Raw genomic sequence first — 22,857 nt, 5'->3', positions numbered from 1 at the left:
ACTCGTTACTCGTTATTAGTTATTGGTTATTCGTTATTAGTTTGGGTTTGAGCTCCGAGTTATTGGTAGGCATCGTAGTAGCAGCCATTCCTGACTCGTCACCCCGAGCGTAGTCGAGGGGTCTCATAAGCATAGAGATATTTCGGCTCCATTTCATTCCGCTCAATATGATGGTATGTCGGAACATTCCTGCTCTTCCGATTGTCGCTACTATCCAACAATCAACCATCTAACGATTCAACACCACAACTATTCAACGACTTAACTATTTAACTATTCCACTAAACTCAAATTTACTCAAATCAGGCTTTACCTTCTTTTCCCTTTTCAATTCATGCTCATATATCAATCTTCCTATATTCTTTAAAAAAGGATAGGTAACTTCTTCGTATTCATAAACACTATCATTATATACCTCATTATTATTAGATTGAACTACAGCAGCCAACAGGAACTCCACACCATTCTCGAAATCAACTATATAGGCATTATCAATATTAAAACCATAAGAATCACCATATTTATTAAAGCTCCTGATGGCACCATTGGGTTTGATATCTTTATCCCTACCAAAGAATAGAAGCTTACTATAAGTAGGCCAAAACTCATTGGGATCATATTTAGGATAATCAACCTCGTGTGGAAAGCGCGACATATAATAATAAATAAACTGGTAGTCGGCCTTTGTTAAATGGAAACGTTCCTTCTTTGGAAACGCTTCCGGAAATAACAGCTTTTTCATGATCAGTTGTTGGTCAGCCAACGGATATACATTGAGTCCTTCAAAGCTATAAGGCTTTAGAATAAGACTATCTTTCGCATCCATATAGGCTCTGCCGCGTATCACATTTTGAAGATCCATTTTATAATCTTCCCGATCATATTGTGCATCCTGTTGATAGACGATCTGATCATCCTGATAAAAGGTGATGGGATTGGTATGCTTTGCCCATTCTCCCTTATCACCGATCGCTAAGCGATTGACAATCCGGCTATGTGTAGCGCCATTTTTTTGAAGTTTTTTATTGATTTCCGCTCTTCCGAGGAATTCAAATAAGCGGTTAAAAGCATCGTTATCACTGGTAAGGAGAATTTTCTTAATATAATGCGCAATGCTGGGTAATCCAGTGGGAGCGGAACTATCTGCAATTACGCTTGTTTGTTTTTCCCATGCGCTATCAATTTTCAGAGGAGTTTCCTTTTTAAGCCCTTTTATATCCAGTTCATTGATTTTCTCCAAAGCAAAGATCGTTGCAGGAAGCTTTACCGTACTGGCTGGATAGAAGTACCATGAAGGGTTTAATCGATAACTATAGGTAGTAAAATGCGGAATATTATGCTTATCGCGATCAATTTGCGTATAAATTAATTGTACTTGTTTATGCTCGGGGTCTTTTAGAACAGCATCAAATAGGTCGGGATGACTTTCAATAAGTTTTTTCAGAAAAACAGTATCAGTTTGTTGGGCAGAAGATTTTGCCATAGACAGAGCAAAGACTACGAGAAAAAAAGACCTCATAATATTTCGGTTTTGTGCAGGTAATTTAATAAATCTCTTAGAAATAAGGAAGCATTGTGAGGAGTCTTTAAAATAGTTAACAAGATGTAGAATACGATGATTACATAGCTCTTGAAAACAGCTAAGAACCACCAAATTTCCTAAAAGAATACCTCAGGTTTACCATAAAATATTTACCCAAAAAATTAGTTCTTTGGGTTTCACTATAAAACTCATTGAATATTCTTCGCTCATTTCGATAGTTATTTAAAATATCATAAACCAATACCGATAACGCTAAATTCTTCACAATTTGAGTTTCAAACCCTATATTCCATAACAAGAAACTAGTTTTGGTGTTTTCTGTTCCGCCATTAATTTGTCTGTATTCAATATTTGACGATATTCTATTGTTCAAGTCATAGTCATAGTTAAGATTAAGTAACAGACGATGGTTTATAATAAAAGGCGAATTTTCTGAATTACCAAAGTTAAAAGAAGATTTGTCAACATTTACCTGATAAGAAAGCGAAGAGCTATTTATTGTTCTATTTCCAAGTTCAATTTTGAAATTAGTTGAATTTATTTGGTTTTTCATCTCGATTGTATTGATTAAAAAAGGATAGTCACGAATTATATTTGACAACTCTAAATCTAAAAGCCAACCCTTTTTTATAAAAGGAAAATTTGCGGAAATCGAATTACGAATAGACTTCCCGCTTCCAAGATTTACAGATTTAAATATTTGGCTTCCACTGGGGAGTATTAAACTCTCAGAAATAACAGAATCACCTTGAAGATTTAAAATAGAACTTGTTATCTTATTATTTACAACATCGATTTCACTTACAAAATTCATTCTCAAGGAAGACGATTTACTCAGAGATGTATAGCTAATACTCAATTTATCATTAACTTCTGGGGTTAAAGTAGCATTACCTAAGGATATATTTAAAGGATTTTCCACAGAAATAATCTCCTGCAATTGTTGTACATTTGGAATAGTATGGCTTCTGGTATAGGATAGTCTAAAATTTTTATCAGGAGCAATTGCATAACTTAGATTTAAATCAGAATTTAAGTAATTAAATTTTTTTTTTTGACCTTTCTCAGTATCCAAGTCGTCAGAGAAGAAACTAATATTACTTGCCAGCATGAAATGGTTGTTAGAAAAATTAAGATTTCCAAAAGCTTTATTCGTCCTTTGTCTCCACCTCACATTATTAGAAAGAATACTATCTATACTAAAACCCATGAGTGTTGAATCCTTAGTATTAACTGATTCGTTAACAAGCGTATAATGTGATTTCAAGATCTCATAAGCCAAATAGCCCTTCAAGAATTTATTAAACAGATGTGAATAAACTATTTTAGCGTTGATATTTTTCCTTATAGTCTTGGATTTTTGTCTATAGCTCCCTATTCCTGATAAATCTGGCTTTAACGCATCAAAAGTTTCATTGTCTGAGGAGCTATTACTCATATCTCTAACGGCATTAAATACCACTCCTAGATTATTTTTCCCAGGTATAAGTACCCTGCTTAACATAGCTGTACCTCCTAGGCTTATATTATCAATATCAGTTGAACTATTATTATTAATAGAGCTTGATAGAGTATCTAGAATAAAATTGTCATAAGTGGAACTCAATGTTTGTTGTATTTTTGAGATGTTTATTCTAGGATCTATCAGTATCCTTGTCTTCGCTGACTGACTATTTTTCAGCTTCAATAAAATAGTATTTATATTATTTTTTGTCAATGCTATATTGTTTCCTCTGTTTGCGGTTTCCGCCCCTTCGATCGAAAACAAATTCCTTTCCCTATAGGTCTCAATTTTTGCCTTATCTTGCTTAAACGCTGTTTCTAAATCGACATCAAAATAGTTAAAAATATTCTCATTGACGTTTATTTTCAAAGATCGTTTCCTTACATCCGGACCCGAAAGGGAGCTTGACTGTAATAAAGAAGAATAATTATTTGCTTCCTCATTAATATTGTTATTATTAAATATAGCTGAAAATCTTTTATCATTTCTGAACATATTGAAATATGTGTCGCTTTTATACGTTTTGGAAGATCCAATACCAGCTATCTGTTTTCCAAACACCCCATTTTTCATATCATCTTTTAAAACAACATTAATTTCCTTTAGCCTTTCGCCTGAATCATATCCCATGAAGATATCTTCTTCACTTAAACCGTTAATTAGTTGTATCTTCTTGATTGCATCCGCTGGAAGTAGCTTAAATAACGTCATTGGATCGGACGTAAAAAAGGATCTTCCGTCTACAGTGATTTTTACAACTTCTTCACCATTAGAAAAAATTCGTCCATCTTTTAACATAATTTCCGGAATAAGAAAAAGTGTTTCGTCGGCATCGGCATTTTTCCTATATTTAATATGAGATAGCTCATAATCGGTGGTATCCCCCCTTATTCTCCTTATTGGCTCGTCATCCTCGATATCAACCTCTTTTAGTTCTTTAATTCTAGGAGCTAATAGGAAAGTATACTTTTGGTCCCTTCTTGTCACAAAATTCTTGAGAAGTCCTGTGTCGTAGGTCAAATGCGAAAGTCGGATATTTTTTATGCAATTTGTACTAGAAAACGAGAAGCAAAATTCGCCTTTGGCATCAGACGTGATTTTAAGTGGAACACTGTCATTAGTTTGCACAACCACATTCACCCCGAAAACAGGCAGCCTTGTCACACTGTCTAAAACTACTCCTTTAATTATTTCTTTCTCTTGGGCAAACGAGTGGATTGCAAAAAATAAGTTTAAAAAAAATAGAAACGGAAAAAGTACTACTCTAAGCAAACCATTGATTTATAACAAGCATTTATATAAAAATATGTCGTTTACATCAGACTATATTACGGAATTGAAATGAGAAAGATAATTCTTTCTATTAGATAACAAGTTTTCTACTATATTGTAGTAGAAAACTTGTTAAATTCCTCACAACATAAATAAATAGTCTAGCGAAAATGTTAGAGGACAACAAGAGGTGGAAAACTAACACTCCCAGTAGCATAGACGATCTCTAAAGCCGATCCAAAAATTCCAGTTTTTCTCCCCTGCCCAATTCTCATTCCAAGTACTGGCATAACACCAGAATCAAATACAGTATTGATAGGTACCCAAATCGTAAATGACGCCTGTGTAGAAGACTCATTGACCCAATTAGCAACTTGCCAGATAGCAGGCTCACCAGTGATAGGCACTGGAGTATAATAAACTGGATAAGAAGAATTGCCCACGTTAAAACTAAGTGCCGCCGCTGAAGCCACATTAACAGGACTACTAACACCACTGACTTTTACCCTTAATTCAATCTGCCGAACAGCACTAGGAATTCCTGACGTTCGAGTATCAGTTCCCGTTGTAATATCTCGAACATAAGTGATAGCCACCGTTTGACCTGAAGCTTGAAAAAAGAAAAGTAAAAGAAAAACTGCCGTCGAAAAGCTAAAAAAGTAATTTAGTTTCATAAAAAATAATTTAAGTAATTAAAAATAATTAAACAATTATAATTACTAAACACAAACAAATTGCCACACAAGCGTCATTTACTTGAACTTCTAAAATAGTTTTTAAGGTAAAAAAGTAAACTTGGTGAATTGATATTTGCAATTTAAATAATTGAACGCTCTAGTTATATTAAACAAATTTCAATTAACGCAAGTGACTTTATCTTTAGGAGCTGTTTGATATCATTGAAGAATATTTCAATTGCCCTCTTTCCTTCAGACACCATTCATACCTCCCATAAATTGTTGGCCAAGAGCTATTAGTACCTACACCCGTTTGTTTTTCCAAAGCACTATCAATCTTTAAAGAAATTTCTTTGATAAGACCTTTTATGTCGAGATCATTAATTTTTTATAACACGCAAATATCTAGTATAAAGTTTTACAGTATAGGATCTAACCGATAACTATAATTAGTAAATTTTGGAGCATTATGTTTGTCATAATCAATTTGCGTATAAATTAATTGTACTTGCTTATGCTCGGGGTCTTTTAGAACAGCGTCAAATAGATCAGGATGACTTTCAATAAGTTTTTTCAGAAAAACAGTGTCAGCTTGTTGGGCAGATGCTTTCATTAAGAAGATGGAAAATAGAAAAAATAGTATTTTTCTCATAAGGTTGCGGCTTTATGCAACTAAAATAGAAAATAGTTTCCTACATGGCAAGAATGTGTGTGCCATATTTTCATTGGATATATTATCTTTGAAGGAATTTTATGTAGGCTACGTAGCTAAATAAATAAAAATACAGGTTTGTAGTAGCGTTTAATAGCTGCTGGCCGTTATAGCAATACAAACGAAGAAATTCACATTTATAAACAACAACGAAACCGACATGGATCAACCTTTACTTCAATTTTCTTTTGTAAGAGGCTGCCGACGCCATGACGTTTTAAAACAAACAAATTTCAAATGAAAAGAAAATTCAACCATTTTTACCTAAGCTTATTAGGGGGAGCACTTTTAACATTGGGGGCATGTAGCAAGAATGATGATCCCGAACCTTTACCGCCCACACCGGAAGAAATTGGTATTTATGTATTAAATGAGGGAGCAAATATGAACTCAGGCTTAGGTTTTTTGAGCCTTAGCACTACACAATATACAGACGAAGTATACCCAGGAGGTATAGGGAAGGGTGCAAATGATATTGCTATCTACGGCACAAAATTGTACGTAGCAGTGACAGATGAAAATAAATTATTAGTATTAGATGCCGCATCGAGATCGGAATTAGAAACTATAAATATATCGTTTCCTAGAAGTATCCTTAGCTATAGAGGAAAAATTTACGTTACAAGCCAAGGAGAAAACAAGTTGGTAGCAGTTGATACATCAAATTACTCAGTAAATAGCGTAAGCGTTGGAAGGTCTCCTGAACAATTGACTGCAATTAGTGGTAAAATTTACGTAGCTAATTCTGGGTGGAGAGAGGCAAGCAACGGAGGTGATTATGATGATCGAATTTCTGTTGTAAACGCAAGCTCATTAACAGTTGAAAATAGTATTACTGTTGCTGAAAATATTCAAACTATAGCGGCGGACACTACGCAAAATGTACTATATGTAAATGCGGCACCTACTTATAGCAGTCAACCAGTCAAACCGTCAAAATTATATGTCGTGAATACGGCAAATAATCAGATTACACCAATGAATTTTGGTGCTGAAGATATTGCAGTTGTCCCAGAAACAAAGCAGGCGTATATGATTAGTCGTAACTACAACAATTCTGAGAAAGCTACTTGCCTACTCATGAATTTAACCAACCAAACAGTTCAAAACTTTGGCAACGATGCAAATATGGAAAATCCGTACAGTATAAGATTTTTATTATCAGCAGGAGGGTTACTGTTAATTGGTGACGCGAAGTCAGATTATACCAGTAAAGGCAAATTCCACATTTACACTTTATATCAAAATGGTAGCAGCCAGTTTGGAGGCTCTTTTAATGCTGGTGTAAGTCCTAAAGCATTTGCTTTTAATATTAACGAAAAGAAATAACAATGTCTTTTCAAAAAAGGAGTTGTTTCATTTAACCCGAAACAACTCTTTTTTTATGAACAAAGCTAAATAAACCATCAAAACGATGCTAATGCATCGCTTTCTTATTTCCACTCAATTCCCTATCTTCGTCTCCCATGCAGCAATCTATCAATGTCGGTTTAATTGGCTTTGGGATGGCCGGACAGGTTTTCCACGCCCCACTTATCACTTCAGTACAAGGTCTTCGTCTTCATAAAGTATACGCCCGCAGACCAGAACAACAGGCTATTCTTCAAGAGAAATACTCTGATACTATTATTAGCACAGTGGTAGATGACATTATAAATGATCCGGAGATCGATTTAGTGGTGATTGCTACCGCTAATGCCGTTCACTTCAGCCTGACGAGACAAGCGCTTTTGGCAGGTAAACACGTTGTGGTAGAAAAACCTTTTACCAATACCGTGGCCGAAGCGGATGAGCTTATCGCCCTAGCTAAAGAACAAAATAGAATACTATCAGTTTTTCATAGTGCACGCTGGCACAGTGATTACCTTACGGTAAAAGAAGTCCTAAACAGCGGTGAGCTAGGTCGGCTTGTAACATTGGAAATTCGTTACGATCGTTTTCGTAATTATTTAAGACCGAACGCTTGGCGGGAAGATGACCTGCCTGGTTCGGGTATTTTCTTTGACCTAGGTGCTCATTTGATCGACCAGAGCCTACAATTATTTGGAAAACCGCAAAGTATTTTTGCCTACCTCCGGAAAATGCGTGAAGGGGTGGGAGCTGTTGACGACTTTGAGGCAATTCTTCTTTATCCAAATTTGAAGGTGTCGCTCAAAGGAAGTATGCTCATCAAAGAACCTACGCCACGTTATGCCTTATACGGCACGGAAGGAGCTTTTGTAAAACAGGGAGTCGATCCACAAGAAGTAGCGCTGAAGGAAGGGAAAACACCGCGCAACACTGAAAATTGGGGACAAGAGCCGGAGACTATTTGGGGAATATTAAACACCACCAACGAAGGTCCGAATGCCCGAAGGATTGTTCCCAGCGAAAAAGGTAATTATCCTGCTTACTATGAAAATATAAGAGATGTTATAAATGGAACGGCAGAGTTGATTGTAAAACCTGAACAGGCAAGAGACGTCATTCAACTATTAGTATTAGGAGAGCAAAGTTCACAAGAAAAGAGAATAATAGATCTTTCATGATATACGATGCTGTCATAGTAGGGGGTGGTGCCTGTGGTTTAATGTGTGCGGTACAGGCGGGTTATCTTGGAAAAAAGGTATTGGTATTAGAAAAGAATGATAAAGCGGGGGCTAAAATATTGATATCGGGTGGTGGTCGCTGCAATTACACTAATCTGTATGCAGGTCCTACTAACTTTCTCTCTCAGAATGAACATTTTTGTACTTCCACACTTGCCCAGTGGACAGTAGACGATACCGTTAATTTTTTTGAAACGAACGGTATTTTTGGCCAGGAGAAAACATTGGGTCAACTATTTCCTACTAGCAATAAGGCAAAAGATGTAGTGTCCGTGTTTGAACGTTTAATGAAAGAATTAGGACAGGACCTACTAATGAACAGTGAGGTAACTGCCATTTCTCAAGAGGAGACCCTGTTATTTAATGTGCACTATAGGCACCTAGATCGACAAGAAACTGTTCAATCTAGATCAGTAGTGATGGCCAGTGGCGGTCTTCCCATCGCCAAAATGGGTGCGAGCGATTTCTCGCTCAAGATGGCAAGGCAATTCGACTTAAAAGTTGTACCCACAGCACCGGCACTGGTTCCCTTAACCATTACAGGAAAGGATGCCGAATGGTTTGGTGCGCTGGCAGGAAACAGCGTTTTTTGTAAGGTTTCTAATGAAAAGATCAGTTTTGAGGAGAATATATTATTTACGCACTGGGGACTAAGTGGCCCTGCTATCTTACAGATTTCCTCTTACTGGCGCCCGGGAGAATTGATCACGATTAACCTCTTACCACACCAAGATATTACATCCATTATCAAAGAGGAACGGCAAAAAGGAGGGAAGCGACTTTTATTGCACGTTCTGCAAGATCTTTTCACCAGGAAATTTGCTGATGCGCTAGGTAAATATCTGCCCGTTGATAAAAAAATAGCTTCTATGAGTAAGGTTGAGGCACAGCAGGTATATCAAACAATCCATCACTTTCAGGTTAAACCTGCGGGTGATAAAGGATACGACAAAGCTGAGGTGATGAGGGGAGGAGTTGATACAGAGGAATTATCTTCTAAGTCATTAGAAGCATTAAAATGCAAAGGCCTTTTCTTCGGAGGGGAATGCGTAGATGTAACAGGATGGCTCGGCGGCTATAATTTCCAATGGGCCTGGGCCAGCGGATATGTGATTGCGCAACATATTTAGTTGTTAGTTATTCGTTACTCGTTGTTCGTATCACCCGAAAAGCTAATAACCAATAACCAACAACTAATAACCAATCAGTCAACCTCCACTACAAAACTATCGTCTGCAGCTAATAGTTCTTTATTTGCTATTAAGGACTCCAAATTGATGTCGCCAATTACATATTTGAATTCACGGGCATAAAATCGCTCTGAAACTTTAATAAAATTAAGCTTTTCAATAACAGCCTCATCATTGTATCGAAGATATACCGTGATTTTATGGTTATTGCTATGCACTAATTGTGTCGCTGCCAAGTGTTTTTTATACTCATAACGGTAATCGTAACGCAAGGCAGTAATATCAGAAAGAACAGCAGAGCCCGTTGGATGCCCACCCGCGCCTTTACCATAAAAGAATTGCTGATCCGCAAATGCAGCCTGCACCACTACACCGTTATATTCATTTTCTACAGCATATAAAATGCTCTTTTCAGTAACAAATTTCGGAATAACATATAATATTACCCGTTCATTACCAATCTCTTTTGCTGTAGGAACGAGCTTGATTTTGTATTTTTTCTCACGGGCAAAACGAACATCATAGTCAGAAAGCTTATCTATTCCTATATTTAATATGTTGGATGGTTGAACATACAGCCCATAGGCATGGGAAGCAACGATGGCCAATTTGAATTTAGCATCAAAACCGCCTACATCCAATGTAGGATCCGTCTCTGCAAAACCTAAATTTTGTGCGTGCTTTAAAGCCGTGTCATAATCCAAATGCTCATTGAATATTTTAGATAAGATATAATTTGAGGAACCGTTAAATATGCCACTTACAGAGTGTAATAATTCATTATCATAATATTCTTCCAGGTTTCGAATAATTGGAATACTCCCACAAACGGCACCCTCATATAAAAGGCTGGTTCCATAGGCTTGTTGTATATCTACCAATTCTTCTAAATGATTAGCAATCATTTTTTTATTGGCCGACACCACATTTTTACCCGTCTTCAAGGCTTTTGATACAATTTCAAAGGCCGCTTCGGCATCATCTATGAGCTCCACAATGGTGTTAATCTCAGGGTCATCTAATAGATCGTCTGCTTTAGTCGTAAATAAATCAAGCGGTAACGTCCTCTTTTTTTCGGGATTTTTAATAGCAAAACGCTTGATTTCAAGGTTTAGTTTTTTAGTTTTAATAATATCGTAAAGACCTTGACCCACCACGCCAAAGCCAAAAAGTCCTAATGTTAGTTTTTTACTCATTCTTTGATTTATCTTTCTTCTCTTTATATATTAAATAAGGGGTTGTAAACTGATAGCTTGCTTGTTAGGATATACTTGTTTCAAAAAAGAAGAGATCTCCTTACTTATCTGTTTGGTTTCAATCAGAAAACCATCATGACCATAAAAGGAATCGATTGAAATAAACTTCGCTCCGGGGATGTGTTTTGTTAAAAACTTCTGCTCCTCCTCTGGAAAAAGTATATCGCTGGTAATACCTATTACCAACGTTTTGGCTTTAATTTTTTTAAGTGCATTAGGTGCACCATTTCTGCCGCGTCCTACATTATGACCGTCCATCGCTTTACTTAAAAACCAATAGCTGTATGCATTAAATCGCTTTACAAGTTTTTCTCCCTGGTAATTCTGATAGGAAGAAGCTTTGAAATCATCCTGTTTCTCATCGGATGTTTCCAATTGCGTAGCACCATACGTTTCGTATGTTCTATAAGAAAGCAAGGCAATACTTCTGGCAACTTTCAATCCTTTAGCACCTCCATTAGGTTTATTAGCATAAAAGGTCCTATCAGCACTTATCGCGAGGCGTTGACTCTCGTTAAAGGCCACTCCCCATGGAGAATGCTGTGCATTTGTGGCCAGCAAAATGAGGTTTTCCATTCGTTCTGGATGCATAATGGCCCATTCCATCGCCTGTTGACCGCCTAATGATCCTCCAGTAAGTACTTTAATTTTATGAATGCCTAAATGTTCAGCCAGAAGCTCATGTGCCACAGCGAGATCTCGAATGGAAAATGTAGGAAAAGCTAAATAATAAGGTAATCCTGTAGCTGGATTAATACTAAGCGGACTAGTGGTTCCATAATGAGATCCAATAATGTTGGCACAAACTATAAAATGCTCATGTGGATTAAATAGATCTTTTTCACCGAATAAACCGGGCCACCAGTCGAACACATCGGCATTGGCCGTTAGTGCATGACATACCCATATCACATTATCCTTCCGGGTGTTTAATCTTCCGTAGGTATGATAGGCGATATTCAGCCCCTTAAGCCGTTTCCCGCTCTCTAATTTAAAGGTTTTATTATAGTTAAATGTATGGATGCTCATATATGTACGTAAGTGGGGTTAGCACTTTAAATTATATTATCTTCTCAAAAGCTTGTTGTAAGTCGGCCTTAATATCCTGAATATGCTCTAAACCAACTGAAATTCTTAGTAGAGTAGGTGTTACACCGGCGGCAGCTTGCTCTTCGTCGCTCAATTGCTGATGTGTTGTGGCTGCTGGCTGTATAATAAGTGTCTTTGTATCGCCTACATTGGCAAGGTGGCTAATCAATTTCAAGCTATCCACGAGCTTGGTTGCATTTTCTTTTTCTCCTTTCACTTCAAACGATAACACTGCACCAAAACCGTTTTTTAAATATTTCTTTGCCTGTTCGTGTGTAGGGCTGTCTTCTAATCCTGGATAATTCACCAATTGTACCTGTGGATGTTTTTGAAGCCACTTTGCCAATTCCAAAGCATTGTCAACATGCCGTTGAACGCGTAAAGAAAGCGTCTCTAGACCTTGTATCAATAAAAAAGAATTGAAAGGGGAGAGCGCTGGGCCAAAGTCACGAAGACCTTCCACACGTGCACGAATAGCAAATTGTATATTGCCAAACGGACCACCAACGCCAAACACGTCTTTAAATACTAAACCGTGGTATCCTTCAGAAGGCTCACTAAATTGCTTGAATTTACCATTGCCCCAATCGTAATTTCCTCCGTCGACAATAACACCTCCAATACTGGTTCCATGGCCACCAATCCATTTTGTCGCCGATTCTACCACTACATTAGCACCATGGTCAAAAGGTCTGAAAAGATAACCTCCAGCTCCAAAAGTGTTATCAACTATTAAAGGAATATTATGCTTTTGGGCCACTTTAGCCACAGCATCAAAATCAGGGATATTAAAACTGGGGTTTCCGATGGTTTCAAGAAATATAGCTTTCGTTTTATTATCAATTAGCGCTTCTATGTTCTCTGCACTATCATTTTTTGCAAAACGTGCTTCAATACCCAATCTTTTAAACGATACCTTAAATTGATTATAGGTGCCGCCATATAAGTTTGCTCCAGAAACAAAATTATCGCCACTTTCCAGGATATTTGTGATCGCAATAAATTGAGCTGCCTGTCCTGATGCAACAGCAACAGCGGCTACACCTCCTTCTAACGCCGCTATTCTCTTCTCGAATACGTCAGTAGTGGGATTCATGATCCGGGTATAGATATTACCAAATTCTTTTAAAGCAAACAGATTGGCACCGTGCTCAGAGTTATTGAAAACATAAGAAGTAGTTTGGTAAATAGGAACTGCACGGGAATTGGTTGCTGAATCAACCTCCTGGCCCGCATGAATCTGTAAGGTTTCAAAATGTAAGTTTTCTTGTGACATAAGTTTTTTCTTATTAGGATGAACATTTTTGTTAAGAAGCGCACATAAAAGTACACTTAAGAAAGGCAGGTTTTTGCAAAAAATAGAAAAACCTTAACCTAGCAACACATGCACATACAACAAGAAAAAGTAGTCTGTAAATTTCTTTTTGAATTACCAAATGGCCGTTCCGCTGAAGATTTTGTTATCTTGACAGCTGAATTCAATGGATTGCTAGTTAATGTTGGTTTCATTGTCTTTTGTCATTTATATGCTCCCACTAATCTGGGACAGGATTTGGCACCTTTTCCACAAATTATGGATGGTTGCCAGTGGGTCTTAGAGCCGGTCTCTCGCCACTTCTTTATAAATCAAGACTCTTTTTAAGAGGAATTGATCAATACATTGTTAAATGTATGCCGCAAATATACGCTTTATTTCAATAGCGCCAAATATTTTTTGTTTTGGCTTATCGTTAAGTAGTTTGGTCGTGAGTTGAGTAGCTAAATACTTGAACAAATAAATAGGTTTATTGTGAATATAACTGTCTTGCTACTTGCGTCTTGCTACTGACCAAACTCACAACTCGTAACTCACCACTAGCAACTAACAACCAATAACTAACAACTCACAACCAATAACTAACAACTAATCAGATCGCCTGCTGAAAGCCCTTGCCCTTATTTATAAGTTTGGCAGTGGAAGCAGGTAGGTCTACAGGCCGGGTATAAGTAACCAGTCCGTTGTCTTTAAAAGCATTAAAAAAACCCAGTTTTTCTACCATTCGACTCGCTGGTTTATTATCATCACTGATGCGAATTTTAATAAAAGACGCACCAATACAATATTTAGCCATTTCTACCATTTGATTAAATGCACTCGGCATTATTCCCATACCCCAATACTTCGGATCAAGTGCTCCTCCAAAATAAATTTCTTTCGTTTTTTTGTTCCAGTTATACAAAACACAAGAACCTAAAACCGTATCCGGATCATGTTTTAAACGGATGGTATAAATGTATTTACACATCCACAACATCCTTTTAGTAAATTCCTCGGCAGATTCCTTGTCAGAATTGTCGTCAACATTAATTTTCCAGAACAAATCTGGTCGTGTGTAGATATTTGTGAATATCTCAGAATTAGCTTGCGATAGCTTCCTAATGATGATAGGTTCGGCCTTCAAATTATCCATATCCTTAATTAGATTAGTAAAACAATAATTGCGCGCAGGAGCACCCTCAATTGATATAGTAGGAACAAATACATCTCCAGATTGTTTTAAGTCTTGATTTTTTATTAAAATTATTTTTAAATAGACATGCACCGATCCTTCTATATATTTCTTACATATAATTGATAATTGTTTTTAGTCAGTTTTTGTACATTTGCTGATAAGATATTCGCGTATGGAAGCAGTAAATAGGTTGAATTTAGTAATAGAAGATCCCCACCTTGACACAGATTTAAAAGCTATAGCCTTAAAAGTATTTAATAATCAAAGAATTACTTTTGAAGAAGGGGTAACCTTATATAAAAAAGGTGAGTTGGGTTATCTTGGCGTATTGGCTAATTATATTAGAGAAAAGAAAAATGGAAATTTCACCTATTTTAATCGCAATTTCCATATAGAACCGACAAATCTTTGTGTTTATGATTGCAAATTCTGTTCTTACTCCCGTCTAATAAAAGAGCGGTCTGAAGGGTGGGAGGCCACCATGGATGAGATGCTTGAATTAGTTAAAAAATATGATAACGAGCCCATAACAGAGGTTCATATCGTTGGAGGTGTATTGCCTCAATACAATATGCAATTCTATATGGATCTTTTTTCTGCGATAAAAAAACATCGACCGAATTTGCATGTTAAAGCCTTAACCCCTGTTGAATATCATTACATATTTAAAAAAGCGAAGGTTGACTACGCTACCGGTATGCGCATGATGAAGGAGGCTGGGTTGGAATCAATGCCTGGCGGAGGGGCAGAGATCTTTGCACCGGAGATACGAGAACAGATAGCCAATGATAAGTGTAATGCAGAACAATGGCTGGCCATACACGAAGAATGGCATAAGTTGGGTATGCATTCCAATGCAACGATGCTTTATGGGCACATAGAGGAATATCACCACCGGGTAGACCACATGGAAAGACTTCGTGCCTTGCAGGATAAAACAGGTGGTTTTCAAACATTTATCCCCCTTAAATTCAGAAATAAGGACAACCAGATGTCGCATGTTCCTGAATCAACTGTCATAGAAGACTTACGAAACTATGCTATTGCCAGAATATATCTTGATAACTTTCAGCATATTAAAGCTTACTGGGCTATGATCAGTAGAGATACCGCTCAGCTTTCTTTGAGTTTTGGAGTCGACGATATAGACGGTACCTTGGACGATACTACTAAGATCTATTCAATGGCAGGTGCGGAAGAGCAAACCCCCGCAATGAGTACCCAGCAGTTAGTAGAACTTATCAAACAAGTAGGAAGACACCCAATAGAGCGCGACACGCTTTATAATGTGGTAACCGACTATAACGAAGTTGCTTTTGAAGAAAAAGACGGCAAAAAAGCAAATTACTACAGCTTACCGGTGCTAAATTAAAACCCTTACATAAAATAACATACTTTGAAAAAACTACTTTATATCATTAGACACGGCGAAACGGATTTAAATAAAAAAGGAATTGTACAAGGAAAAGGCGTTAACTCGCCATTGAACGAATTGGGACAAAAACAGGCGCATGCTTTTTATGAGGCATATAAAGGGGTTGATTTTGATAGAGTTTATACTTCTACCTTATTAAGGACACATCAAACGGTAGCGAATTTCGTGAATGATGGATTGCCTTGGGAACAATTAGCAGGGCTGGATGAGATAAGTTGGGGCATTTATGAAGGCCAAGAGCAAAGTGATAAACTATTAACAGGTTTTAATGCTATCACCAAAAAATGGAGTGAAGGCGATTTGAACATAAGTGTTGATGGTGGAGAAAGCCCTATTCAAGTTCAAGAACGTCAAAAAGAGGCTATCGATCACATCGTTTCAAAAGAAGAGGATCGAAAAATATTAATATGTATGCATGGAAGGGCTATGCGCATTTTATTATGTTTACTTACCAATAAACCATTATCAGAGATGGATGATTTTCCACATATGAATACTGCCTTATACATTGTTTCGTATGAAAAGGGCTTGTTCCATATCGAAGATCATTATAATATCAATCACCTTGTTGAATTAGAACGTGTAGGATAAGGTTTAAATTGGCAATAGTAAAATACATGAATAAAATTAAAGTTTCCGCAGTTTCTTACACCAATACTACACCCTTTATTTACGGTATAAAAAACACATCACTTTTAGATAATATTGATCTCAGTCTGGATATCCCGAGTACATGCGCGCAAAAGCTAATCGACAATACTGTAGACGTAGGATTGGTTCCAGTAGCTGCCCTGCTTCATATTCCGGACTATCAAATCATAAGTGATTATTGCATCGGCGCTACGGGAGCAGTAAACTCGGTCTTTATTTTCAGCAACAAACCTGTTCAAGAAATCAAGACCCTTCGATTGGACTTACAATCACGCACATCTAATAATCTAGCAAGGGTGTTACTGAAAAATTACTGGAAACAATCAGTTGAATTAGTAGATAGTAACGAAGCAGATGCCTTTGTTGAAATTGGAGATAGAACCTTTGGTAAGAAAGGTCATTATCCATTTGCATATGATATGGGAGAGGAGTGGATGAATTTTACGGGCTTACCCTTCGCTTTTGCAGTATGGGCCGCTAATAAACATTTACCGCAAACATTCATCACTGAATTTAATCAGGCAATGAAATTTGGTTTAGATAATCGTGATAAAGTTATCAATGAATTACCGAAACGTGACGATTTCGATATTGCCCATTATTTAAATCATTCGATAGATTTTATGTTAACTGCAGAAAAGAAGGAAGCCATCGCACGCTTTCATGCATATATCAAGGAGTTATAAATAATGACGTAAAAGGAAGAGCGATATTAAAAACATCGCTCTTCTTTAGCTTCTCGACTATTATTAATAGCTACCATTCACTCGCACGATCCAATAAACGTACCTCTTCATCAGAAAGTTTTATTTCAGTAGCTTTTAATAAATCATCTAATTGTTTTTGATTGGTCGCGCTGGCAATAGGTGCCGTAATGAATGGTTTATGCAAAAGCCAGGCAATAGCAATTTGCGCAGGGGCAATATTTTTATTAGCGGCTATTTCGTCCATTACTGTCAAGATACGGTAACCACGGTCATTCAAATATTTCTTTATTCCCTCGCCGCGTGGGCTTTTATTCAAGTCGGATTCGCTTCTATATTTCCCACTTAAAAAGCCGCTTGCTAAAGCGTAATAATTTAGTACCGCTAAATTCTCATCTTGCACTAATGGAAGATATTCTTTTTCGAAATGCTCACGATCGAAAAGATTATAGAGGGGTTGCAAGCTTATATAGGGTTGCAGATTGTTCTTTCTTGCAAACTCATTCGATTCGTATACACGTTCAGCCTTATAGTTAGAAGCGCCAATATAGCGTACTTTCCCTTCCTTGATAAGATCATTTAATGCCTGAATAGTTTCACCAACTGGTGTATCTTCGTCATCATAATGCGTTTGATAAAGATCTACATAATCTGTTTTCAACCGCTGAAGAGACGTTTCAATGGCAGATTTAACATAAGCAGCTTTCAGGCCCTTCTTATTTTCACTCATTTCAGCGCCAAGTTTTGTGGCGATTATTACATCGTCACGCTTTCCTCTTTTTGCCAGCCAATTCCCTATAATTGTTTCCGACTCACCTCCTTTATTACCAGGAACCCATTTCGAATATACATCTGCGGTATCTATAAAATTGAATCCATTATCAATCAACGCATCTAAGATGTTAAATGATTCCTGTTCATTTAATGTCCAACCAAACACATTCCCACCAAAGGTAATGGGAGATACTTCTAAATCCGATAAACCTAACTTTCTTTTATTTGCCATAATACATTCATCAATTTATTGTTACGTATAAAAACGACAACTTATAAAATAAGTTTTTCAAGTAACCTCTTAATATTGAAAATGACATCACGTTAACGATTAGGAATGAGGTGACGTCTTGTTTATTCAAGGCCGTCTATGCTTTCTTCTAGCTTTTTTTCCTCTTTTGTGATAGCTTTATCGCCTTCTTCCTCTCCAAGTAACATGCCCCAAGGTTTCAGTTCCGGAATCCTATCAAAAACAACTTTCATAATAGCGATCATAGGGATGGATAGAAACATACCCGTAATTCCCCATATCATTTCACCTAAAACCAATCCAATCAAAGCAATAAGTGTATTTATCTGCACCTTCGATCCAACAATCTTTGGCATTATATAATTACTGTCGATTGCATGAATGACTATCAAAGCGATAATAACAATGAAAACATGGGTGGCAGAAGAGGTCGCAAAAGTAATAATCACAGTTAGTAACAAGGCTGTAAAAATACCAATATAGGGGATGATATTAAATATTCCCGTTATGAGTCCTAAAAGAAAACTATACTTTACTCCGATAAAATAAAAAGCTGTACAGGCTAGAATCGTTACGATTGTCATCTGTAAAAACAAGCCTACGATATACCGCTTTATTATGTATTGAATCTGGTGTACAATATCGTAAACGACAACACTATGTTTTTCTTTAAATAAACTAACTAAAAATCTAATTATGAGTCGTCTATGAAACAACATAAAGAAGGTATACAAAAATGAAAATAGAAGCAAAAGGAATAGGGATGAAAGCGACATCAGCGTTTTACTCAGAATAGTGGTGCCGGTGCTTAACGACTTTGATGCTGCCTGGTTTATATAGTCTATCTGGGCTTTGTTATTTACGTGAAAAGTATTCGAAATCCATAACTGAAGGTCAGCAGCTGATGTTAATAATTGCTTTTTGAATGCTGGTAAATCCTTCGCTAAGTTTGATAATTGCGTTCCAAGAAGTGTAAACACAGCTGCAATAATCAACAATAGAGCGACAGATGCTAATAAAGAAGCTAGGGATCGTGGCATTCTCAGCTTGCGTTCTAAGAAATTTGCAAGCGGCAATAATAGTACCGAGCAAAGAAATCCGAAAATTAAGGGTGCTAGAATGGTATGCCCTAAAATTGCTAGGTATCCTAAAAGCAGTATACTGAGTAAGACACAAGCCAGTTTAACATAAAATGGTAGCGTAAAGTTTTTCATAAGTATCGTTTTAGTTTACAAATGTAACGCAAGTACACTAAAATAAAAGCACAAATTACGACCTGGCAAAAATGGTGAATCATACATTTAAAACTTACTACTATACTATTAAAGGCTGAAAGACTCAATTTTTTGCCAAATTGTTCTTGTTCATGAAATATTAGGTTATCTTTATCGAATATTTTAAAATCTAACCTACACTTATGGTAAAACAACTTAAATGTTTTGTTCTGTTTGCTTTACTTTTAAATCTTCATGCGGCTGCTCAGCTTTCAAAACAGCAGGAAGCAAAAAAAATGGAGTGGTTTAAAGATGCAAAATTAGGTATTTTTGTACACTGGGGCATCTATTCTGTCAATGGAATTTCAGAATCTTGGTCCTTTTTTAACAATTATATCAATCATGATCTATACATGAAACAGCTTGATGGGTTTACCGCAAATAACTATCAAGCAAATGAATGGGTAGATTTAATTACTGAAAGTGGTGCTAAGTATGCTGTCATTACGTCGAAGCATCATGACGGAGTAGCCTTGTGGGACAGCAAAGCGCAAGATGCACTAACAACCAGCCGTAACAGTGCTGCAAAAAAGGATGTTATCAGTCCTTTTGTGACAGCTTTAAAGGCAAAAGATATAAAGACAGGTATTTATTTTTCCTTACCTGATTGGAGTTACCCAAATTATGATGTCTTTACCCGCACCCGCAAGCGATATACCCTAAAAGAGCACCCTGAAAGATGGAAAGCCTATCAGCATTACTTTCAACAACAGTTAAACGAATTGTCACAAGCGTTCAATCCAGATCTCTTGTGGTTCGATGGTGATTGGGAGCATACTGCAGAAGAATGGCAGGCGGATAAGATCTTAACTAATTTGAGAAAGTATAATCCAGATATTATTGTAAATGCCCGTTTAACTGGTCATGGTGATTATGACACGCCTGAACAGGGTGTACCCGTAACCAAACCTGCGAACCCTTATTGGGAGCTCTGTTATACGACAAATGATTCGTGGGGATACCAGCCCTATGACCTTAATTACAAATCTGCTAACATGATCATCAGAACTTTGGTTGATTGTATCAGTATGGGTGGAAACTTGCTATTGGACATCGGACCAAAGGCCGACGGTAGCATTCCTCAGGAACAGATTGCTATATTAAAGGGCTTGGGAAGATGGACGCGAAAACATCAAGAAGCCATCTATAGTACACGTGAGGGGCTACCTCCAGGTCATTTTTTTGGCAAAACAGCACTATCTAAAGACAAAAAGAAAGTTTATTTATTTCTTGAGCAAAAGGATAATAATAGCTTAACAATAAATGGATTAAAGAACAGCATTAATAATATATATATTGTTGGACACCCTGATAAATTGACTTATAAAAAGGATGGGGAGGCACTAACGGTTGAAATCCCAAAACAATTGGAAGATCAAGATGTAACGGTAGTGTGTATAACCTTAACAGATGAGTTAAGTATAAACAGCGTAGCATCGCCTCGCCAATTAGAAAGCTTGTCCCTTTCCGATTTAGGTAATGACCATCCAGTTGAACGAATTATTAAATCGATAAATGATGGATATAATCCATTCATTAACACAAATTTAACTATTGACGGATTAGATTATACTTTACCTAATAATAAAACAGTAGAGTCTTGGATAAAAAAGCATGCAGAAGCCCTGTATCAAACGGGAAAGGGCATTCCTGATGGTCATTTTTCGGGTTCATCTGCACTTTCTGCCGACAAACAGACCCTTTATCTGTTTGTAAAAGGCAAACCAACAGGACCTATCGCCATTAAAGGTCTTAAAAATAATATCCAAAGGGCCAGAATAGTGGGCGAGGGGACCTTAATTACGCCTGAAATCTATAACAAATTATATTGGAGTGCTGTCCCCGGCATCGTATATTTACCGCTGCCGTCTGATCGTCTAGATAAGGATGTTACGGTGATTGCATTATTATTGGATGGTCCGGTCGATTTATATAGGGAAGAGGTTGGGGCGATTGAAAGTAATTTATAAAGATCTATGAAGAAATTAATATTGAGTATAGGCTGCTGCCTTTTAATTAACACATACACGGTTGTTGGACAGGAACATAATACATCTGCTAATTACATTAAACCCTCAGACCCCTTAGTACAAAAAAACTTGGCTGAATGGGGTGAGCTCAAATTTGGATTATTTATGCATTGGGGAACCTACAGTCAATGGGGCATTGTTGAAAGCTGGAGCCTTTGTCCGGAAGACGAAGGTTGGACACAGCGAAAAGGGCCTCATGCAGCAAATTACTACGATTATGTAAAAGCTTATGAAAACCTGCAAACCCAGTTTAACCCAACACAATTCAATCCGGAAAAATGGGCTGAAGCAGCAAAAATGGCTGGGATGAAATATGTTGTATTTACAACTAAGCACCATGACGGCTTTGCTATGTTCGACACCAAACAAAGTGATTATAAGATAACCGATGTTAAATCACCTTTTTCAAAGAACCCCAGGGCCAACGTAGCAAAAGAGATATTTACTGCTTTCCGAAAAGATAACTTCAAAATAGGAGCCTATTTTTCAAAACCCGACTGGCATACACCTTTTTATTGGTGGCCTTACTTTCCACCGAAAGATCGTAACGTGAACTACGATCCGAAGAAATATCCTGATAGATGGCAGAAATTTAAAGATTTTACTTTTAATCAGATTGAAGAGTTAATGACGGACTATGGTAAAATTGATATCTTATGGCTTGATGGCGGTTGGGTTCGCCCACTCGCAACAGTGGATACAACAGTTGAATGGCAAAGGGGGATAAAGACGGAACAGGATATAGATATGCCTAGAATCGCTTCTATGGCTAGAAATAAGCAACCGGGAATAATCGTGGTAGACAGAACTGTTCCAGGTGAATACGAAAACTATGTTACGCCTGAGCAAACCATTCCTGAGAAACCCTTAGATATCCCATGGGAGTCTTGTATGACCATGGGCAACTCTTTTAGCTATGTACCGAATGATCAGTATAAGCCTGCACGTGAGATTGTGCATAATCTAATCAAAATTGTATCGAGAGGTGGAAATTATTTATTGAATATAGCTCCTGGACCAACTGGCGATTGGGATCCCGCTGCTTATGAACGACTAAAGGAAATTGGAAAGTGGATTTCACAAAATGGGGAAGGCATATATGGCAGTCACGCTGTGCCGCCTTACTCTACAGAAAACATATATTTCACACAAAATAGAGAGGAAAACACTGTGTATGCCTTTATACTAAATGAAGCGAACACAAAGGAATTACCCGCTGTGATAAATATTCCATTAAAGGAGAGCGGGAAACTTGAAAAAATAAGCATAATAGGGTCAACGGACAAAATCAACTGGAAAAAAATCGGTAAAATGATTGAAATAAAAATTCCTAAGAATTTACGCAAAACTGAAAAAGACAATTATGCTACTTTGATAAAATTAGAATATGTGTATCTGTAACTTTATTCCACACGT

At 37.1% G+C, this 22,857-nt stretch carries 19 protein-coding genes and 1 riboswitch; of the genes, 8 read left to right on the top strand and 11 right to left on the bottom strand.

All coding sequences use genetic code 11. The annotated features are described in order from the left end of the window. Positions 1-19 precede the first annotated feature (19 nt). The 5 genes from BMY50_RS02600 to BMY50_RS02575 all read right to left on the bottom strand — a co-directional run bounded on the left by BMY50_RS02600 (position 20) and on the right by BMY50_RS02575 (position 5,648). Positions 20-229, bottom strand: coding sequence for a hypothetical protein (locus BMY50_RS02600; protein ID WP_093317924.1), 210 nt, complete (start codon positions 227-229; stop codon positions 20-22). Between the two features lie 36 nt (positions 230-265). Further along, entirely contained in the window at positions 266-1,519 is a 1,254-nt protein-coding gene (locus BMY50_RS02595) for a serine hydrolase (RefSeq protein WP_093317922.1), read from the bottom strand. Between the two features lie 121 nt (positions 1,520-1,640). Then, on the bottom strand, positions 1,641-4,319 hold the full coding sequence (locus tag BMY50_RS02590; protein WP_139202169.1) for an outer membrane beta-barrel protein: 2,679 nt from the start codon (positions 4,317-4,319) through the stop codon (positions 1,641-1,643). 173 nt (positions 4,320-4,492) lie between these two features. Beyond that, positions 4,493-4,993 (bottom strand): hypothetical protein, encoded by a 501-nt coding sequence (locus BMY50_RS02580; RefSeq protein WP_093317917.1) that lies wholly within the window; start codon positions 4,991-4,993, stop codon positions 4,493-4,495. Between the two features lie 421 nt (positions 4,994-5,414). Then, positions 5,415-5,648, bottom strand: coding sequence for a hypothetical protein (locus BMY50_RS02575; protein ID WP_093317916.1), 234 nt, complete (start codon positions 5,646-5,648; stop codon positions 5,415-5,417). A gap of 297 nt (positions 5,649-5,945) precedes the next feature. Here BMY50_RS02575 and BMY50_RS02570 point away from each other — a divergent pair, with 297 nt between their 5' ends. The 3 genes from BMY50_RS02570 (at position 5,946) to BMY50_RS02560 (ending at position 9,426) form a co-directional block, all read left to right on the top strand. After that, positions 5,946-7,037, top strand: a complete 1,092-nt coding sequence (locus BMY50_RS02570) for a YncE family protein (protein WP_093317915.1) — start codon at positions 5,946-5,948, stop codon at positions 7,035-7,037. A gap of 137 nt (positions 7,038-7,174) precedes the next feature. Then, complete coding sequence (locus BMY50_RS02565; protein WP_093317914.1) at positions 7,175-8,236, top strand: oxidoreductase; 1,062 nt, start codon at positions 7,175-7,177, stop codon at positions 8,234-8,236. Next, the gene (locus BMY50_RS02560; protein ID WP_093317913.1) at positions 8,233-9,426 is read left to right on the top strand and encodes a BaiN/RdsA family NAD(P)/FAD-dependent oxidoreductase; all 1,194 of its coding nucleotides are present in this window, start codon (positions 8,233-8,235) and stop codon (positions 9,424-9,426) included. The genes BMY50_RS02565 and BMY50_RS02560 overlap by 4 nt, the downstream gene beginning before the upstream one ends. 74 nt (positions 9,427-9,500) lie before the next feature. Here the strand turns inward: BMY50_RS02560 and BMY50_RS02555 are convergent, their stop codons facing one another. The 4 genes from BMY50_RS02555 to BMY50_RS02540 all read right to left on the bottom strand — a co-directional run bounded on the left by BMY50_RS02555 (position 9,501) and on the right by BMY50_RS02540 (position 14,281). After that, positions 9,501-10,682: a homoserine dehydrogenase gene (locus BMY50_RS02555; RefSeq protein ID WP_093317912.1), complete on the bottom strand. Its 1,182-nt coding sequence runs from the start codon at positions 10,680-10,682 to the stop codon at positions 9,501-9,503. Between the two features lie 30 nt (positions 10,683-10,712). Further along, positions 10,713-11,771 (bottom strand): homoserine O-acetyltransferase family protein, encoded by a 1,059-nt coding sequence (locus BMY50_RS02550; RefSeq protein ID WP_093317911.1) that lies wholly within the window; start codon positions 11,769-11,771, stop codon positions 10,713-10,715. A gap of 31 nt (positions 11,772-11,802) precedes the next feature. After that, positions 11,803-13,107: an O-acetylhomoserine aminocarboxypropyltransferase/cysteine synthase family protein gene (locus BMY50_RS02545; protein WP_093317906.1), complete on the bottom strand. Its 1,305-nt coding sequence runs from the start codon at positions 13,105-13,107 to the stop codon at positions 11,803-11,805. Between the two features lie 243 nt (positions 13,108-13,350). Further along, positions 13,351-13,459: riboswitch (SAM riboswitch) on the bottom strand. A 279-nt stretch (positions 13,460-13,738) separates the two neighbouring features. Beyond that, a complete protein-coding gene (locus BMY50_RS02540) occupies positions 13,739-14,281 on the bottom strand; it encodes a GNAT family N-acetyltransferase (RefSeq protein WP_139202168.1) in 543 nt (180 codons plus the stop codon). Between the two features lie 214 nt (positions 14,282-14,495). Here BMY50_RS02540 and mqnE point away from each other — a divergent pair, with 214 nt between their 5' ends. The 3 genes from mqnE to BMY50_RS02525 are packed head-to-tail and all read left to right on the top strand — an operon-like array spanning position 14,496 to position 17,095. Continuing rightward, on the top strand, positions 14,496-15,695 hold the full coding sequence (gene mqnE, locus BMY50_RS02535) for an aminofutalosine synthase MqnE (RefSeq protein ID WP_093317899.1): 1,200 nt from the start codon (positions 14,496-14,498) through the stop codon (positions 15,693-15,695). A gap of 24 nt (positions 15,696-15,719) precedes the next feature. Then, the gene (locus BMY50_RS02530) at positions 15,720-16,349 is read left to right on the top strand and encodes a histidine phosphatase family protein (RefSeq protein ID WP_093317897.1); all 630 of its coding nucleotides are present in this window, start codon (positions 15,720-15,722) and stop codon (positions 16,347-16,349) included. Positions 16,350-16,375: 26 nt separating this feature from the next. Continuing rightward, a complete protein-coding gene (locus BMY50_RS02525; protein WP_093317896.1) occupies positions 16,376-17,095 on the top strand; it encodes a menaquinone biosynthetic enzyme MqnA/MqnD family protein in 720 nt (239 codons plus the stop codon). A gap of 70 nt (positions 17,096-17,165) precedes the next feature. Here BMY50_RS02525 and BMY50_RS02520 read toward each other — a convergent pair whose 3' ends face one another. Continuing rightward, positions 17,166-18,119: an aldo/keto reductase gene (locus tag BMY50_RS02520; RefSeq protein ID WP_093317895.1), complete on the bottom strand. Its 954-nt coding sequence runs from the start codon at positions 18,117-18,119 to the stop codon at positions 17,166-17,168. A gap of 122 nt (positions 18,120-18,241) precedes the next feature. Next, positions 18,242-19,351, bottom strand: a complete 1,110-nt coding sequence (locus BMY50_RS02515) for an AI-2E family transporter (protein ID WP_093317894.1) — start codon at positions 19,349-19,351, stop codon at positions 18,242-18,244. 203 nt (positions 19,352-19,554) lie between these two features. On the opposite strand from BMY50_RS02515, the gene BMY50_RS02510 reads away from it, so the two are divergent. Further along, positions 19,555-21,381 carry an alpha-L-fucosidase gene (locus BMY50_RS02510; RefSeq protein WP_093317893.1) on the top strand — a complete coding sequence of 609 codons (1,827 nt, stop codon included), beginning with the start codon at positions 19,555-19,557 and terminating at the stop codon, positions 21,379-21,381. Positions 21,382-21,387: 6 nt separating this feature from the next. Beyond that, on the top strand, positions 21,388-22,842 hold the full coding sequence (locus BMY50_RS02505; RefSeq protein WP_093317883.1) for an alpha-L-fucosidase: 1,455 nt from the start codon (positions 21,388-21,390) through the stop codon (positions 22,840-22,842). Positions 22,843-22,857: the final 15 nt, after the last annotated feature.

This window comes from Olivibacter domesticus (assembly GCF_900109575.1).
GTDB lineage: Bacteria > Bacteroidota > Bacteroidia > Sphingobacteriales > Sphingobacteriaceae > Olivibacter > Olivibacter domesticus.
This window is presented reverse-complemented; position numbering and strand designations above follow the sequence as displayed.

Bases quoted from the DNA above. Each gene is read 5' to 3' on its own strand.
- BMY50_RS02580 (WP_093317917.1), bottom strand. From the start codon at position 4,993: ATGAAACTAAATTACTTTTTTAGCTTTTCGACGGCAGTTTTTCTTTTA.
- BMY50_RS02505 (WP_093317883.1), top strand. From the start codon at position 21,388: ATGAAGAAATTAATATTGAGTATAGGCTGCTGCCTTTTAATTAACACA.
- BMY50_RS02570 (WP_093317915.1), top strand. From the start codon at position 5,946: ATGAAAAGAAAATTCAACCATTTTTACCTAAGCTTATTAGGGGGAGCA.
- BMY50_RS02565 (WP_093317914.1), top strand. From the start codon at position 7,175: ATGCAGCAATCTATCAATGTCGGTTTAATTGGCTTTGGGATGGCCGGA.
- mqnE (WP_093317899.1), top strand. From the start codon at position 14,496: ATGGAAGCAGTAAATAGGTTGAATTTAGTAATAGAAGATCCCCACCTT.
- BMY50_RS02515 (WP_093317894.1), bottom strand. From the start codon at position 19,351: ATGAAAAACTTTACGCTACCATTTTATGTTAAACTGGCTTGTGTCTTA.
- BMY50_RS02555 (WP_093317912.1), bottom strand. From the start codon at position 10,682: ATGAGTAAAAAACTAACATTAGGACTTTTTGGCTTTGGCGTGGTGGGT.
- BMY50_RS02600 (WP_093317924.1), bottom strand. From the start codon at position 229: ATGGTTGATTGTTGGATAGTAGCGACAATCGGAAGAGCAGGAATGTTC.
- BMY50_RS02525 (WP_093317896.1), top strand. From the start codon at position 16,376: ATGAATAAAATTAAAGTTTCCGCAGTTTCTTACACCAATACTACACCC.
- BMY50_RS02520 (WP_093317895.1), bottom strand. From the start codon at position 18,119: ATGGCAAATAAAAGAAAGTTAGGTTTATCGGATTTAGAAGTATCTCCC.
- BMY50_RS02560 (WP_093317913.1), top strand. From the start codon at position 8,233: ATGATATACGATGCTGTCATAGTAGGGGGTGGTGCCTGTGGTTTAATG.
- BMY50_RS02575 (WP_093317916.1), bottom strand. From the start codon at position 5,648: ATGAGAAAAATACTATTTTTTCTATTTTCCATCTTCTTAATGAAAGCA.
- BMY50_RS02510 (WP_093317893.1), top strand. From the start codon at position 19,555: ATGGTAAAACAACTTAAATGTTTTGTTCTGTTTGCTTTACTTTTAAAT.
- BMY50_RS02545 (WP_093317906.1), bottom strand. From the start codon at position 13,107: ATGTCACAAGAAAACTTACATTTTGAAACCTTACAGATTCATGCGGGC.
- BMY50_RS02540 (WP_139202168.1), bottom strand. From the start codon at position 14,281: ATGGATAATTTGAAGGCCGAACCTATCATCATTAGGAAGCTATCGCAA.
- BMY50_RS02550 (WP_093317911.1), bottom strand. From the start codon at position 11,771: ATGAGCATCCATACATTTAACTATAATAAAACCTTTAAATTAGAGAGC.
- BMY50_RS02595 (WP_093317922.1), bottom strand. From the start codon at position 1,519: ATGAGGTCTTTTTTTCTCGTAGTCTTTGCTCTGTCTATGGCAAAATCT.